General features: G+C 63.7%; 12 protein-coding genes and 2 riboswitches. Of the genes, 2 read left to right on the top strand and 10 right to left on the bottom strand.

The window, feature by feature from the left end; genetic code table 11:
* Positions 1–43 precede the first annotated feature (43 nt).
* From AC04MI_RS11765 to AC04MI_RS11720, 10 genes are all read right to left on the bottom strand, one after another.
* Positions 44–1,414, bottom strand: a complete 1,371-nt coding sequence (locus AC04MI_RS11765) for an MFS transporter (RefSeq protein ID WP_436078654.1) — start codon at positions 1,412–1,414, stop codon at positions 44–46.
* Positions 1,404–2,684, bottom strand: coding sequence for an acyltransferase family protein (locus AC04MI_RS11760; RefSeq protein ID WP_436078655.1), 1,281 nt, complete (start codon positions 2,682–2,684; stop codon positions 1,404–1,406). The genes AC04MI_RS11765 and AC04MI_RS11760 overlap by 11 nt, the downstream gene beginning before the upstream one ends.
* A 78-nt stretch (positions 2,685–2,762) precedes the next feature.
* A complete protein-coding gene (locus tag AC04MI_RS11755) occupies positions 2,763–3,806 on the bottom strand; it encodes a MerR family transcriptional regulator (protein ID WP_288851341.1) in 1,044 nt (347 codons plus the stop codon).
* A 4-nt stretch (positions 3,807–3,810) separates the two neighbouring features.
* On the bottom strand, positions 3,811–4,218 hold the full coding sequence (locus tag AC04MI_RS11750; RefSeq protein WP_056067685.1) for an FKBP-type peptidyl-prolyl cis-trans isomerase: 408 nt from the start codon (positions 4,216–4,218) through the stop codon (positions 3,811–3,813).
* A 169-nt stretch (positions 4,219–4,387) separates the two neighbouring features.
* Positions 4,388–7,276, bottom strand: a complete 2,889-nt coding sequence (gene gcvP, locus AC04MI_RS11745) for an aminomethyl-transferring glycine dehydrogenase (RefSeq protein WP_476497854.1) — start codon at positions 7,274–7,276, stop codon at positions 4,388–4,390.
* A gap of 114 nt (positions 7,277–7,390) precedes the next feature.
* Positions 7,391–7,765 carry a glycine cleavage system protein GcvH gene (gene gcvH, locus AC04MI_RS11740; RefSeq protein WP_476497853.1) on the bottom strand — a complete coding sequence of 125 codons (375 nt, stop codon included), beginning with the start codon at positions 7,763–7,765 and terminating at the stop codon, positions 7,391–7,393.
* An 87-nt stretch (positions 7,766–7,852) separates the two neighbouring features.
* On the bottom strand, positions 7,853–8,995 hold the full coding sequence (gene gcvT / locus AC04MI_RS11735) for a glycine cleavage system aminomethyltransferase GcvT (protein ID WP_099730076.1): 1,143 nt from the start codon (positions 8,993–8,995) through the stop codon (positions 7,853–7,855).
* 49 nt (positions 8,996–9,044) lie between these two features.
* A riboswitch (glycine riboswitch) is annotated at positions 9,045–9,171 on the bottom strand.
* Between the two features lie 13 nt (positions 9,172–9,184).
* Positions 9,185–9,290, bottom strand: a riboswitch (glycine riboswitch).
* A 5-nt stretch (positions 9,291–9,295) separates the two neighbouring features.
* Entirely contained in the window at positions 9,296–10,573 is a 1,278-nt protein-coding gene (locus AC04MI_RS11730) for a TRAP transporter large permease (RefSeq protein WP_476497852.1), read from the bottom strand.
* A complete protein-coding gene (locus AC04MI_RS11725) occupies positions 10,570–11,064 on the bottom strand; it encodes a TRAP transporter small permease (RefSeq protein ID WP_099730077.1) in 495 nt (164 codons plus the stop codon). The genes AC04MI_RS11730 and AC04MI_RS11725 overlap by 4 nt, the downstream gene beginning before the upstream one ends.
* Positions 11,065–11,189: 125 nt before the next feature.
* Complete coding sequence (locus AC04MI_RS11720) at positions 11,190–12,161, bottom strand: TRAP transporter substrate-binding protein (RefSeq protein WP_056067699.1); 972 nt, start codon at positions 12,159–12,161, stop codon at positions 11,190–11,192.
* Positions 12,162–12,608: 447 nt separating this feature from the next.
* On the opposite strand from AC04MI_RS11720, the gene AC04MI_RS11715 reads away from it, so the two are divergent.
* Together AC04MI_RS11715 and AC04MI_RS11710 are read left to right on the top strand one after the other, a co-directional pair.
* On the top strand, positions 12,609–13,067 hold the full coding sequence (locus AC04MI_RS11715; protein ID WP_056067700.1) for an Lrp/AsnC family transcriptional regulator: 459 nt from the start codon (positions 12,609–12,611) through the stop codon (positions 13,065–13,067).
* A gap of 253 nt (positions 13,068–13,320) precedes the next feature.
* Positions 13,321–14,232, top strand: a complete 912-nt coding sequence (locus AC04MI_RS11710) for a LysR family transcriptional regulator (RefSeq protein WP_110958861.1) — start codon at positions 13,321–13,323, stop codon at positions 14,230–14,232.
* Positions 14,233–14,617 lie beyond the last annotated feature (385 nt).

The raw sequence follows: 14,617 nt of genomic DNA, 5'->3' as shown, positions 1-14,617 counted from the left end.
AAGGCTGGACAGTGGTCCAGCCTTTTTTTTTGCGTGGGGAGCCTCAGCGTGTGGCGGGCGCTGCATCCGTCACGCGGCGCATGGGTGTGAGCACAAAGGCCAGTGCCGCCAGCACCACCAGCGTTCCGCCGCTGGCCGCGAACAGCTGGGTGAGCGTGATGCTCTTCATCACCCAGCCCGTCACGGCGGCAGAGATCGGCGCCAGGCCCATGAAGATGAACATGAACAGGCTCATCGCGCGGCCCAGCAGGGCGGGGGGGACCCGGTGCTGGATCCAGGTGAACACGCTCACCTGCATGAAGCCGCCGAGCAGTCCGATGACCAGCATCAGCACTGCGCCTTGCCACACGGCGGTGATCAGACCCAGCGGCATGAACAGCGCGCCAATGATGGCGTCGAACGCAAGAATGGTCATGCCCAGGCTGCCAAATCGCAGCCGGGGCACCATGCCCGACACCACCATGCCCAGCAGCGTTCCCGCGCCGTGGGCGCCCACGATGATGCCGAAGGCGGCGGCACCGAGCTGGGGGCTACTGCTGGCCAGCACCGGAATGGCGATATGGATGGGACCCATGATGAACAGTGCAATGGCGCTCCAGTACAAAAAGCAGGTGCGCAGCTCGCTGTCGCGCCAGAAGTGACCGAGGCCCTGCGCCACCGAAGCGAGCACCGCCTGTGGCGCGGCCGTGGGGGCAGAAAGGTCCGCAAGGCCCGCACGCGTCTGCACCTTGGACAGCGTCCAGGCCGACACGGCGAAGCTCAGCGCATCCAGCGCGAAGGCGATGCCGATGCCAGTGGCGTTGGCGTGTGCTGGCGCATCCGCGGCGGCTTGGGCTGCGCCACCGGCGCCAAACAGTGCAATCAACAGCCCCGCGAGCAAGGGCCCCAAGAACATCGTCAGCTGCCGCAGGCCCAGGCTGATGCCGTTGGCGGCCTGCAGCTGGGGGCGTGCCACCACCGACGGCATCATGGCCGTGCCCGCCGGAATGCTGAAGGCCGTGGCGAGCCCAATGCCCAGCGACAGCGCGTACACCATCCACAACGACAGCGTGCCCGCAAACACCAGCCCCGCCAGCGCCGCCAGCAGCACCAGGTTGACGTATTTGGTGATCATCAGCACTTGCTTGGGCGAATGGCGGTCTACCAGCGCGCCGCCGATGAGGATGAACAATGCGCGCGGCACGCTGATGAGGGCCAGCACGGTGCCCAGCACCAGCGTGTCGCCGGTCATCTGCAGCACCAGCCAGGGCAGTGCGATCAGCGTGAACTGGTCGCCCAGCATGGACAGGGCAGAGCCGCCAATCATCCAGCGGAAGTTGGGGTCCTGCAGCAGCGCGGCGCGCGGGTCTGCGGGTGGGATTGCAGGGCCTGCGCCGGGTGGCTGGGCAGGACGGGGTGAGGTGTCAGGTCGCATGAACGAGGTCTCCCAAAGAATGACGGGTGTGCGTGCGCCCCGTGAGCAAGCGGCCCACAGCGGTAAAACGCACGCAAAGGTGGTAACTGGCCAGGCACAGGGCGGTCGTGGCCAGCACGTTGATCAGCATCTTGGCCAGGGCTGGAACGGGCAGGCCGTACAGCAACGCACCCAGGCCGATCGTGAGTGGCAGGTGCACCAAGTACACCCAGTACGAGCTGTCGGCCAGGTAGGCCAGCCAGGCGCGGGGCTGGCCGACATGGCGCAGAAACAGTCCGATCAGGGCAAAGCTCCAGAGCCACGACGCGCTGTTGTAGGCCAGGGCCATCCAGAACTGCAGGTGGCGCGTGGCCGATACGGGTGCGGCCAGCAGATCGGTAAACGCCCCGGTGACCAGCACCAGCACAAAGGCCGATGCCTCGGGCTGAGCCAGTACTTCCGAAAGCAGTGCAGTGACCAGAAAGCCCACCAGCCCCAAGCCGGCCAGCGCAGGCCAGTGCCGTTCGTAGCGCGCCATGAGCGCCTTGCGGTGCACGTGCAGGCACAGGCCAAAGCCGTAGAACAGCCCGTTGTGTATCCATTCCGCCAGCGGTGGCAGGAAGGACCCGCTGGGCGTGACGATGCCGTGGTCGTAGCCCGCGCCAATCCACGCCAGGGGCAGCGTGAGCATCAGCAGGCCCGCAGGTGTGCCGCCGAGCCAGAGGGCACCGCGTTGCAGGGCCTGCTGCAGCCCTGCGGGCAATGCGCGTACCGCCCTCCACGCCACGGGCGTCAGCAGCGCCAGCCACAGCAGCATCCACAAGAACCACAGGTGCATGGTGGCTGGGCCCTGGGGCACGTTGGGGCCTCGGGGCAGCAGGCTGCGGTCTACACCCCAGGTGCCATAGGCCATGCGGTGCAGGAACATCAGCCCGAGCAGCGCACAGGCCACGAACAGCGGCGGCCAGAACAGCGCAAAAGGCAGACCGAGACGGCGCAGGCGGTTGCGCACCATGCCAGCCAGCCCCTGGCGTTGGACCAGCGCCGCTACAAGGAACCCGGCGAGGATGAAGAACAAGGGCATGCGAAAGGCATGGATCACCGCCACCAGCAGGTCTGCCAGGGGGCTGGACCGGTCGTCGTGCCAGGGCAGAGGCGACGGCCGGCTCATGTAGAGCACCGAGACATGCAGCACGATGCCCAGCCACATCATGGTGGCGCGCAGGTTGTCCAGGGCGTGCAACCGCCGGGTGGGGGCGGAGGGGCTGGAAGAGGGTGTCGATCCATTCATGGGGACCGACTGTGGGGCCTCACGTTGCGTGAGGGTCAAGCACTTTCCAGTGGTTTTTTTGCAGACGGTGTGAGTGTCTCAGCGGCGCGCAGCGACTGTCGTAGCGATGGCGGGAGAGGGTGTGGCCAGCGCGAGCGCCGCCTGCAGGTAGGCGCGCACGGGCGCGCTCAGCGGCGAGCCCGCCTGCAGCAGCGGCTCGTTGGCCGACGCTGTGAGCAGCTTCTGGCGCAATTGCGCATCGCCGCGGGTCAGCTGGTCGAACAGCGTGTTCCAGCGCAGGGCCGCGGCCCCTGCGTCAGTGTGGTTCGTGGGGATTTGGCGGTCCAGCAACTGTTGCACGTCACGTTCCAGTGCCGCCCACGCGGTGTGCGGCACATGGCCCAGCGTGCGCAGGTCGTCGCGGGTCAGGTACTTCTCCAGCAGCGCCAGCCGCAGCTTGATGGCGGTTTCCACGTATTCGATCATGTCGCCGGGCGGCGCGTGGTTGCGCCCCTGCGCGCTGGGCTCGGTGCGAAACATGTGACCCCAGCGGTCCAGCAGGTCCAGGTCGCCCCCCATCCAGTGCAGCATCAGCGCCATCCACCGGTAGGCCAGTGCCTGCACCTCGGGCGCATCAGGAGGTAGCTGGCGGTCCATGGCGCTGCGCACCAGGTCTTTGACAACGAGCCAGTCGGCCTCGATCAGGCTCCAGTTGGTGAAGATCTGCTTGAGTTCGGTGGTGCTGAAGTATTTGCCGTAGGTGGTCATCAGCGCCAGCGCCTCGAGCCAGTTGCCCATGTCGGGCTCAGCACCCGCCATGAGGCCGTCGCGCAGCATGGTCAGGCGCCCGCGCAGTTCTGTGGCCTGCGTGATCTGCTGGTCCAGCGCCCGGATCTGCTGGCCGATGATGCGCTGGGGTGCCACCCCTTCGCCCGCCAGCAGCTCGGCAATGTCGCTGAGCGCCAGGCCCATCTGGCGCATGGTCTGGATGCCATGCAGCCGCTGCACGTCGGCCTGGCTGTACAGGCGGTACCCCGCGTCTGACCGGCCCGAGGGCTTGAGCAGCCCCACCTCGTCATAGTGGTGCAATGTGCGCACCGTGAGGCCGGTGCGCCGCGCGAGGTCACCGACCTTCAGCAGCATGGGGTCAGCGGCCCACGGAGATCAGCTCGATCTCGAAATTCAGCGTGGCGTTAGGGGGAATGACGCCACCTGCACCCCGGGCACCGTAGGCAATGCCGGGGGGACAAGTCAGCTTGGCCTTGCCGCCCGGCTTCATGCGCTGCACGCCTTCGGTCCAGCAAGGGATCACGCCATTGAGTGGGAACGAGGTGGGTTCGCCGCGCTTGTAGGAGCTGTCAAACTCCTTGCCGTCGAGGAACGTGCCCTTGTAATGCACCTTGACAGTGTCGGTGGCCTTGGGCGATTCGCCCGTGCCGTCTTTGAGCGATTCATAGACCAGGCCGCTGGCCGTGGTGACGGGTTTGGAGGTCTGGGCCATGGCGGCGGGAGCCATCACGGCGGTGGCGAGCAGAAGGCACAAGAGGTTTCGCAAAGGAGGCTCCTAAAAGGGTGAATCACAACGCAGCCCGCGATCTTATGCGTGTTCCTGCACCTGCCTGTACGGGCCCCCAACGAAAAAAGCCCTGGGCGAGCGGGCTCCAGGGCTTGCAAGAGCAATGGCTGTGGCGGCAGACCATGCAGCCGTGGCCTTCGCTGCAGGGTCAGGCGTAGTCGCTCACCGGGATGCAGCTGCAGCTCAGGTTGCGGTCACCCCACACGTTGTCCACGCGGCCCACGGGCGACCAGTATTTGTTGCTGCGCAGTGCGGCCACGGGGTAGGCAGCGGCCTCGCGGGTGTAGGGGCGGTTCCAATCGCCGCTCAGCAGGCTTTCTGCGGTGTGCGGGGCGTTCTTGAGCGGGTTGTTGTCCTGCGGCAGCTTGCCTGCTTCGATCTGGTGGATTTCTTCGCGGATGGCGATCATCGCGTCGATGAAGCGGTCTAGCTCGGACAGGGTCTCGCTCTCGGTAGGCTCCACCATCAGCGTGTTGGGCACCGGGAAGCTCAGCGTGGGCGCGTGGAAGCCGTAGTCAATCAGGCGCTTGGCCACGTCTTCGGCCATCACGCCGCTGGTGTCCTTCAGGCTGCGCAGGTCCAGGATGCACTCGTGTGCCACATGGCCGTTCTCGCTCGCGTACAGCGTGGGGTAGTGGTCCTTGAGGCGCGCGCTGATGTAGTTGGCGCTCAGGATGGCGGTCTCGGTAGCAGCCTGCAGGCCTTCGGCGCCCATCATGCGGATGTACATCCAGCTGATGGGCAGCACGGCGGCGTTGCCCAGCGGCGCGGCGCTGACGGCACCCACGCCACCAGGCACGCCSGCCGTSGCATGGCCCGGCAGGWAGGGCACSAGGTCYTSSACCACGCACACSGGGCCCACGCCSGGGCCGCCRCCGCCATGSGGAATGCAGAAGGTCTTGTGCAGGTTCAGGTGGCTCACRTCRCCGCCRAACTCGCCGGGSGCSGCCACGCCSACCAGSGCRTTCATGTTGGCRCCGTCCACGTACACRCGGCCGCCGTGSYYGTGCACCAGKKCGCASAGYTCYTTSACGCKGGTYTCGAACACGCCGTGCGTGCTSGGGTAGGTGATCATCACGGCGGCCAGGTTCGCGCTGTGCTGTTCGCACTTGGCTTTCAGGTCCACCAGGTCCACGTTGCCGTTGGCATCGCAGGCGGTCACCACCACTTGCATGCCCACCATCTGGGCACTGGCGGGGTTGGTACCGTGGGCACTGCTGGGGATCAGGCAGATATTGCGGTGGCCTTCGCCGCGCGATTCGTGGTAGCCCTTGATGGCCAGCAGGCCGGCGTATTCGCCTTGCGAGCCTGCATTGGGTTGCAGGCTGATGCCGGCATAGCCCGTGGCCTGGCACAGCCAGGCGCGCAGTTGCTCGTCCAGCTGCTTGTAGCCCTGTTGCTGGTCAGCGGGGGCGAAGGGGTGCACGTTGGCAAACTCAGGCCAGGTGATGGGGATCATCTCGCTGGTGGCGTTGAGCTTCATGGTGCACGAGCCCAGCGGGATCATGCTGCGGTCSAGYGCSAGGTCCTTGTCGGAGAGCTGGCGGATGTAGCGCAGCATGCCGGTTTCGGAATGGTGGGTGTTGAAGACGGGGTGTGTGAGGTAGCTGCTGGTGCGGCGCAGCTCGGTGGGGATCAGCGGCTCCACGCCCTTTTCAAACGCATCGAAGGTGGGCAGCGCCTGGCCGTCCTTGGCGAAGATCTTCCACAGCAGCTCGATGTCGGCGCGTGTGGTGGTCTCGTCCAGCGAGATACACAGGTACTCTTCAAAGTAAATCCGCAGGTTGGCGCCCAGGCTGATTGCCTTGGTTGCTATGGATTGTGTAGCGCCCTGGGTGTGCAGGCTCACGGTGTCGAACGTGGCCTGTGCACGCAAAGGCGCACCCAGCTGCTGCAGCCCTTGCGTGAGGATGGCGGTGTAGCTGGCCACACGCTGTGCAATGCGCTTGAGGCCTTCGGGGCCGTGGTACACGGCGTACATGCTGGCGATCACGGCGGGCAACACCTGGGCCGTGCAGATGTTGGACGTGGCTTTTTCGCGGCGGATATGCTGTTCGCGGGTTTGCAACGCCAGCCGGTAGGCAGGTTTGCCATGCACGTCCACGCTCACACCCACCAGGCGGCCGGGCAGGCTGCGCTTGTATTCGTCGCGGCAGGCCATGAAGGCAGCGTGGGGGCCACCGGCGCCCATGGGCATGCCAAAACGCTGGGTGGTGCCCACCACAATGTCGGCACCTTGTTCGCCGGGTGGCGTGATGAGGGTGAGCGCCAGCAGGTCGGCCGCCACGATGAAGGCGGCTTGCTTGGCATGGGCCTTTTCCACATCAGCGCGCAGGTCGTCAATGCGGCCGCTGGTGGCGGGGTACTGGGCCAGCACGGCAAAGTAGTCGCCGTCCAGCAGGGTGTTCCATTCCTCGGCCGAATTGGCCAGGCGCACTTCCAGGCCCAGGGGCTTGGCGCGGGTCTGGATGACTTCAATGGTTTGCGGGTGCGCGTCGCCTGCCACCACAAATACGTTGCTCTTGCTCTTGACCGAGCGCTTCGCCAGCGTCATGGCCTCGGCGGCGGCGGTGGCTTCGTCCAGCATGGATGCGTTGGCAATCGGCATGCCCGTCAGGTCGCACACCATGGTCTGGAAGTTGACCAGGGCCTCCATGCGGCCTTGGGAGATTTCGGCCTGRTAGGGCGTGTAGGCSGTGTACCAGGCGGGGTTCTCSAGMAYGTTGCGCAGRATGACGCCMGGCGTGTGCGTGCCGTAGTAGCCCTGGCCGATGAAGCTCTTGAGCAGCTGGTTCTTGCCCGCGATGGCCTTGAGTTCTGCCAATGCGGCCGCTTCGGTGAGCGGCGCAGGCAGGTCCATGCCCCGGCTGCGTGCAATGGAGCGCGGCACGATGGATTCGATGAGCGCACGGCGCGAGGCCTCGCCGATCACCGRCAGCATGYGCGCYTCGTCSGCCGCRTCGATGCCGATGTGGCGGGGCAGGAATTCGGTGGCGTTTTCAAGCGCGCCAAGGGGGGTGGCGGATTGCATCAGCATGGGGCAGTCTCGTAGGTCGCAGCGGGTTGGGGACGTTGCCGGGGATGAGGCTCGCACCCAGCAGGGCGGCGTGCCGGGCATGGCCCGGCGCCATGCCCTCTCAGTCGGCAGGGATCAGGCGTTCTTGGCGAACTCGGTGTATGTGGCTTCGTCCAGCAAGGCGTCGAGCTGGCTCGCGTCGGCCAGCTTGACCTTGAAGAACCAGCCAGCGSCCAGCGGGTCGSTGTTGGCCAGCGACGGGTCGGCGCGCAGGGCTTCGTTCACTTCCACCACTTCGCCGGTGACGGGCATGTACACATCGGCGGCGGCCTTCACGGATTCGACGACGCCGGCCACTTCGCCCTGGGCAAAGCTCTTGCCCACTTCGGGCAGGTCCACAAACACCACGTCGCCCAGCGCGTCTTGCGCGTGGACGGTGATACCCACCACCGAGGCGTTGGCATCAGCGGCGTTGATCCACTCGTGGTCTTTGGAGAATTTGATCGTCATGGGAAGCTCCTCAAGCAAAGGAAAAAAGTAAAGGAATCTGCAATGTAAGCGGGTGCGGGCGCAGTCCGGTCGATGCGCCTGGCGAAATCAGCCGCGGTAGTAGTTGGCGGCAACAAACGGCATGGCGCGCACTTCCATGGGCACCACCTTGCCGCGCACGATGGCGTTGACGCGGGTGCCGATGGCTGCAAAGGCGGGCGTGACGTACCCCATCGCCACGGGTTCGTTCACGGTGGGCCCCAGCAGGCCGCTGGTGACCTCGCCAATCTTTTGGCCGTCCGTGCTTTGCAGTTCGGTGTGTTCGCGCACTGGCACACGCTCCAGCGCCACCAGGCCCACGCGCTTGGCGGAAAGGCTGGCAGGGTTGTCGATTTGCGCCAGCACCTTGTCGGCGCCCGGGAAGCCGCCCGCACGCGCGCCGCCGGTGCGGCGGACCTTCTGGATCGCCCAGTTCAGTGCGGCCTCGGATGGCGTGGTGCTGGTGTCGATGTCATTGCCATACAGGCACAAGCCAGCCTCCAGGCGCAGCGAGTTGCGAGCGCCCAGGCCGATGGGCTTGACCTCAGGCTGGGCCAGCAAGGCGCGGGCGAGTGTTTCGGCCTGCGCTGCGGGCACGGAGATTTCAAAACCGTCCTCGCCGGTGTAGCCGCTGCGGGTCACAAAGCAGTCGCAACCAGCAATGTTGAATGCTCCACCGGTCATGAACACCAGCTTCTCCACGCCGGGCGCGAGGCGGGTGAGGGCGACGGCGGCCTGTGGGCCCTGCAGCGCCAGCAGGGCGTGGTCGGGCATGGGCACCACCTTGCAGCGCTGGCCAATGCGGGTTTGGATATGGGCAATGTCGCCGACCTTGCAGGCGCCGTTGACGATGACAAACAGGGTGGGTTCGCCATCCACCACGCCCTGGTTGAAGAACATCAGGTCGTCGATGATGGTCCCCTCATCGGTGAGCAGCAGGCCGTAGCGCTGTTTGCCCACTGGTAGGTCGATCACGTCCACGGGCACCAGGGTTTCAAACGCCGCAGCAGCGTCGGCGCCGACAAGCTTGAGCTGGCCCATGTGCGACACGTCAAACAGGCCGGCTGCGGTGCGGGTGTGCACATGCTCGGCCATCAGGCCTGCGGGGTACTGCACGGGCATGGAGTAGCCGGCGAACGGCACCATGCGGGCGCCCAGCTCGATGTGCAGGGCGTTCAGGGGCGTGGTGAGCAGGGGGGCGGTGGCTGACATGGCGGAACTCCGGGGCAAATGAGGGCCGCAGCCACAAGGTGGCTACGGGATTTGCCCTGCTGTCCGCTTTACCTGAGAGATTCACCGCAGCGCCCTGGCTGGCCGTGCGGTTTGCTCCTTCGGTGGATGGCCTCAACACGCGGTGCGGTGGGCCATCTCTCTCCAGCAAGGGAACGCCCGCATCGCTGCGGGCGGTTGTCAGTCCTTTTGCCTGAGCGTTCGGCGGGTGCCTGCGCCTTCGGCGGTGCTGCGCGTCCTGAGGACAAGACGGAGCACTCTCTCCTGACCCGACGATTCTAACTACTTTGCGTAGACAAGATCCCGAAGTGCCAGCGAGATCGATGGCACATAGGTGATGATCATCAGGCACACCAGAATCACTCCGACAAAGGGAAGCAGGTGCTTGATGATCCGGTCCAGCGAGATTCTGGCCACCGTGCAGGCTGCGAACAGGTTCACTCCAAAAGGCGGCGTGATCATTCCAAGTGCCAGGTTCACCACCATGATGAGACCGAAGTGCACAGGATCAATACCGAAGTGCATGGCCACGGGCGCCAAGATGGGGGCCAGCACAATGATTGCCGCGCTGGTCTCGATAAACATGCCAATCACGAACAGCGCAGCGTTCACGCCCAGCAGGAAGAGGGCGGGGGACTGCAGCACCGCCTCTAGCCAGCGGCCAATCGCGTCTGGCACGCCAGCCCGCGTGATGAGGAACGCAAACAACCCCGCGTTGGCAATGATGAACATGATCACTGCCGATGAGATGGCCGACTTGCGCAGGATGGCGAACAGGTCCTTGAGCTTGATCTCGCGGTAGATGACGATGCCGACAACCAGTGCGTAGAACACGGCGACGGCAGATGCCTCGGTGGGGGTGAACACACCGCCATAAATGCCGCCGAGGATGATCACGGGCATCAGCAATGCCCAGCCCGCCTGCAGCGTAGCTTTGCCAAAGGGCRTGCGCCCATCGCCGTCGTTTTTGCCCCAGCCCTTGTACTTGCAGTACAGCCAGACAAACAGCATCAGAGCACCGCTGATCAGCAGCCCGGGGCCGAAGCCCGCGATGAACAGCTCACCAATCGACACCTCGGCACTCACGCCGTACAGRATCATCGGGATGGARGGCGGGATGATCACGCCCAGYTCGGCACTSGTGGCCTGTAGAGCAGCGGCGTAACTCGTGGGGTAGCCGTGCTTGATGAGCGCAGGAATCAGGATGGCGCCAATCGCAAACGTGGTGGCSACCGACGAGCCCGACACGGCCGCAAAGATCATGCAGGTCAGCACACAGGTCATGGGCAGGCCGCCCTGCACGCCGCCGACGATGCTCTTGGCAAACTCCACCAGACGGCGCGAGATGCCGCCAGTTTCCATCAGGTTGCCCGCGAGGATGAAGAAGGGGATGGCTGCCAAAGGAAACTTGTTGATGGCTCCGAACATCTCCTTGACGGAGATGAGCATGTTCGCATTGGAGGCCTGGATGCCCAGGATGGAAGCCAAACCGATGGACACAGCCACTGAGACGGTGAGTGCAAAGCACAGCACCATCGTTGAAATCATGACCAAACTCATTGAGCAGTCTCCAGTTCCATACGCAGGGGATCAATGAGGTTGCCGATGATGCCGACCACACAAAAAAGGCCACCCACAGGCATGGCGAGGTAAGCCCAGAACATGGACACGGATTCCAGCCCGGCCATGCTTTGCACGCCGCCCCGGCGTGCATAGTCCCAGCCGTACCAGATGATGATGCCGATGAGGACCAGGGCTGCCAGTGCGACCACCCAGTCCAGCATCCGTTTGATGCGCGGCGGACTCCAGCGGTACAGCACGTCCACACTCACCATCGCGCCCTGGCGAAACGCGGCCGGAATGGCCAGGAACACCATCCAGATCAGGCTGAAGCGGATGAGCACTTCGGTCCATTCAGCAGGCTGCTCCAGCACAAAGCGGGTCACGATCTGGAACATGCCCAGGGCCGAAGCCAGGGTCAGCATGGCGCAAGCGCCCAGCATGGCGATGAAGGTGGTCCATCGCTCAAAGGTAAGAAAAGCGTTTTTCATGGGGCGGTGCCAACCATGGGTAGGTGGGAGGTGATCAGAACCATCGATCGTTCAAGAATAAAAACGCCCGATAGCGCAATGGCTACGGGCGTTATCAGCTACAAAGGTAATAGCAATGAACAGGATTATTTGACGTCGCGGATCTTGTCGATGGCAGCCTTGCCGAACTGCTTTTCAAACTCGGCGTTGACGGGGGCCAGTGCCGCCACAAACTTGGCCTTGTCCACGTTGTCGATCACGGTCATGCCCTTGGCGCGGAGGTCGGCCACGCCCTTGGCGTCGTCTTCGTCCACGCGTGCACGGTTGGCCTTGGTACCTTCTTTCGCGGCATCGATGAAGGCCTGCTTGTCCGCCGCCGAGAGCTTGTCGAAAGCTGCCTTGTTCATCACGAAGATGCAGGGCGAGTACACGTGGCCGGTGAGCGTGAGGTGCTTTTGCACCTGATCGAACTTGGCCGAGATGATGACGGACAGCGGGTTCTCCTGACCGTCCACCGTGCCTTGTTGCAGCGCCGTGAACACTTCAGGGAAGGCCATGGGCGTGGTGATGATGCCGAAGCCCTTATAGGCGGCGATGTGCACGGGGTTCTCCATCGTACGCATCTTCAGGCCCTTCAGGTCGCCGGGCTCTTTCACGTCGCGCTTGCTGTTGGTCATGTGGCGGAAGCCGTTTTCGGCCCATGCCAGCGCCTTGAAACCCTTGGCGTCAAACTTGGACAGCAGGTCCTGGCCGATCGGGCCGTCCAGCACGGCCCGTGCGTGCGCCTTATCGCGGAACAGGAAGGGGACATCCAGGATTTTGGTCTCAGGCACAAAGTTCGGCACTGGGCCTGTAGAACTGAACGCCAGCTCTTGTGTCCCCAACTGCACCGCTTCAATCGACTCTCGCTCGCCACCCAGTGCACCGTTGTAGAAGGTCTGTACCTTGTAACGGCCCCCTGTGCGTTTTTCGACCTCTTTGGCAAACGTGTCGATGGCTACACCCTGGTGGGAGTTCTGGGCCGTCGAGATGCTGATGCGCATAGTGGTCTGCGCAGCAGCGGTGGCCACAAAGCCGAGCGCAAGGCTCAGTCCAACGACGAGTTTGGTCAATTGCATGGTGTCTCCTGTTGATGTTGGGGCAGGGGAACGGGGCACTTGGGCTCCTTGCAGAGCAACCCCTGGCCTCAGTCAAATTATGGCGGTGCAGCATGGCCGCAGGCATCCGGGTTTGTGCTGGTAAGCGTGCTTATCAACTGGTCAACCCCGCGTTTGCAGTTGCGTTGGCGACACCTCTTTGGAATGGGGCGCCGAGGTTCGTACACAGGACGCATGCCGCCGACGGATGCAAGCGGCTATTCAATCTGGGGAGGCATCTGGAATGCCAAGGGCCCCGTGCTGGCGGTAACCAGCCGGGGCCTTGTCAATTTGTGCGCTCCGGTAAGAGCGCCTTGATGGAAGAAGTATGCGCCGGGTGTTGCAGATGAATTTGCTGAACTTGGTGCATTTCGCTGAATGTACAGAATAATTTTCTGCATTCGCATGATTTGCTGAATAATCCGGCCGATGGATCGACTGGATAGAAAAATTCTCGCTGTCTTGCAGGCCAACGCTCGCGCCAGCCTGCAAGAGATCGGGCAGGCCGTGGGCCTCAGCCCTTCGCCGTGTTGGGGCCGTATCAAAAAGATGGAAGAGGCGGGTGTCATCCAGGGCTACACCGTGCGCATCAACCCCCAGTCGCTGGATCTGGCCGACACGGTGCTGGTGCAGGTCACGCTCGACAGCCACTCCGACAACACGCTCGAAAAGTTTGGCGAGACACTGGCAAGCATTCCCGAAGTGATCGAGGCGCACCTGGTCTCCGGTGACTACGACTACCTGCTGCGCATCGTCGTCAAGGACACCCGCGATTACGAGCGCCTGCTGCGCGAAAAGCTCTACAAGATCAAAGGCATACGGCACAGCCGCTCCAGCTTTGTGCTGCGGACGTTGAAGAAGGCAGACCTGCCCTTGTTCACCGGGTAGGCCGGTGGTGTGGCGTGGCAAGACGCCGCAGATTCCTTGCAGAAAACTGGCAATGCACTTTTTGCTAGCGCCCCCAATGCGATCCGTTCTGCGTTGTGTCCTTGAAATGCGACGGCACAATGGCTTTTACAGCGCGGTGGCTGCCGGAAAAAGGCGGGTGGATTCCGACACCGTGCACCATCGCAGTGCGCCCGTCTGGGCAGTGCGCAGAGCCGTTGGAACACAGGCACGCCCAGCCTTCCGGAAAAACACCATGAACCTGCGTTTTGTCGAAGCCTTCTACTGGGTGGCCTCTCTCAAGAGCGTGACACGCGCCGCCGAGAAGCTTTTCCTGACCCAGTCCGCGATGTCCAGCCGCATCTCCGCGCTCGAAGAAGAGCTGGGCGTGCTGTTGCTGGACCGGCGCGACAAGCACTTCAAGCTCACGGTGGCCGGTGCCCGGTTCCTGGTGTACGCCAAGCGCATGCTGGAGCTGCAACGCCAGCTCAAGTCCGAGATGGGATCAGGCGGCCCTTTGGAAGTATCGATTCGTCTGGGCGCCATCGAATCGGTACTGCACTCGTGGCTCATTCCGTGGGTGGAACAGCTGCGCAAGGACAACCCTTTGCTGGAGCTGGAGCTGACGGTGGAGACCACGCCCGTGCTGCTCGACCAGATCCGCCGCGGCACGCTGGATGCCGTTTTCGCAGCCCTGCCGGCGGCCGCGGATGGCATCCGCAGCCAGGCGGTGACGCCCATGGAGATGGTGTTTGTGGGCAACAGCAAAACGCACCGCAAGCGCCGCTATGCGCTAGAAGATTTTGCAGGCGCTGACATCCTGACTTTCCAACGTGGCTCGCAGCCACACGTGTCCCTGCTCGACACGCTGCGCCAGGCCCAGGTGGAGCCGCGTTGCGTGCACACCATCTCGTCGATTTCTGCGATGGTGCAGCTGGTGCAGGGCGGCTTTGGTGTGGCCACTTTGCCGCGCCTGGCAGTGCAGCGCCTGCTGGCGTTTCCAGACCTGCGTGCACTGGCTTGCGACACCGCACTGCGGCCGCTGCCCATTCATGTGAGCTACCGCGAAGACCCCTCGTCACCCGCCATGGAGGCGGTGGTGCGGTCGGCGCTGGACTTCATTGAGCAGCAACAGCCCGCGCCAGCCCGCCGCCCTCGCAAGGGCTGAGCCTTTCGTCAAAAAGCTTCGGTGCACCCTGTCGGGTGTGCGCAGCGCATGCCATTTTTTCCTGCAATCCAGGGATTCGTTGGCGTCAGGGTTTACCCGTAAATTTTCTCTCAGGGTTTTCCCTTGGCACCAAGATGGTTCGCCTCTCCCCAATGGAGTGCATGGAAAAAATCGATGACGTGATAGAAATTTTTTGAATTTGCCAGGGTCGTTCACCCCCCAACACAATCTGCCCAACGTCATGCAATTGACATTTCTCAATGCAAGGAAAAACGGTGGACTTCGTTCAAGAAAATTCGCTCGCGGTGTTTGGTTCCGAAGGTGCCAGCAACCCGATCCATGTCCGTGACACCATCCGCAAGGGCCTGTGGACATCGCATACCAG

The organism is Acidovorax sp. LjRoot204, from assembly GCF_056175785.1.
This window is presented reverse-complemented; position numbering and strand designations above follow the sequence as displayed.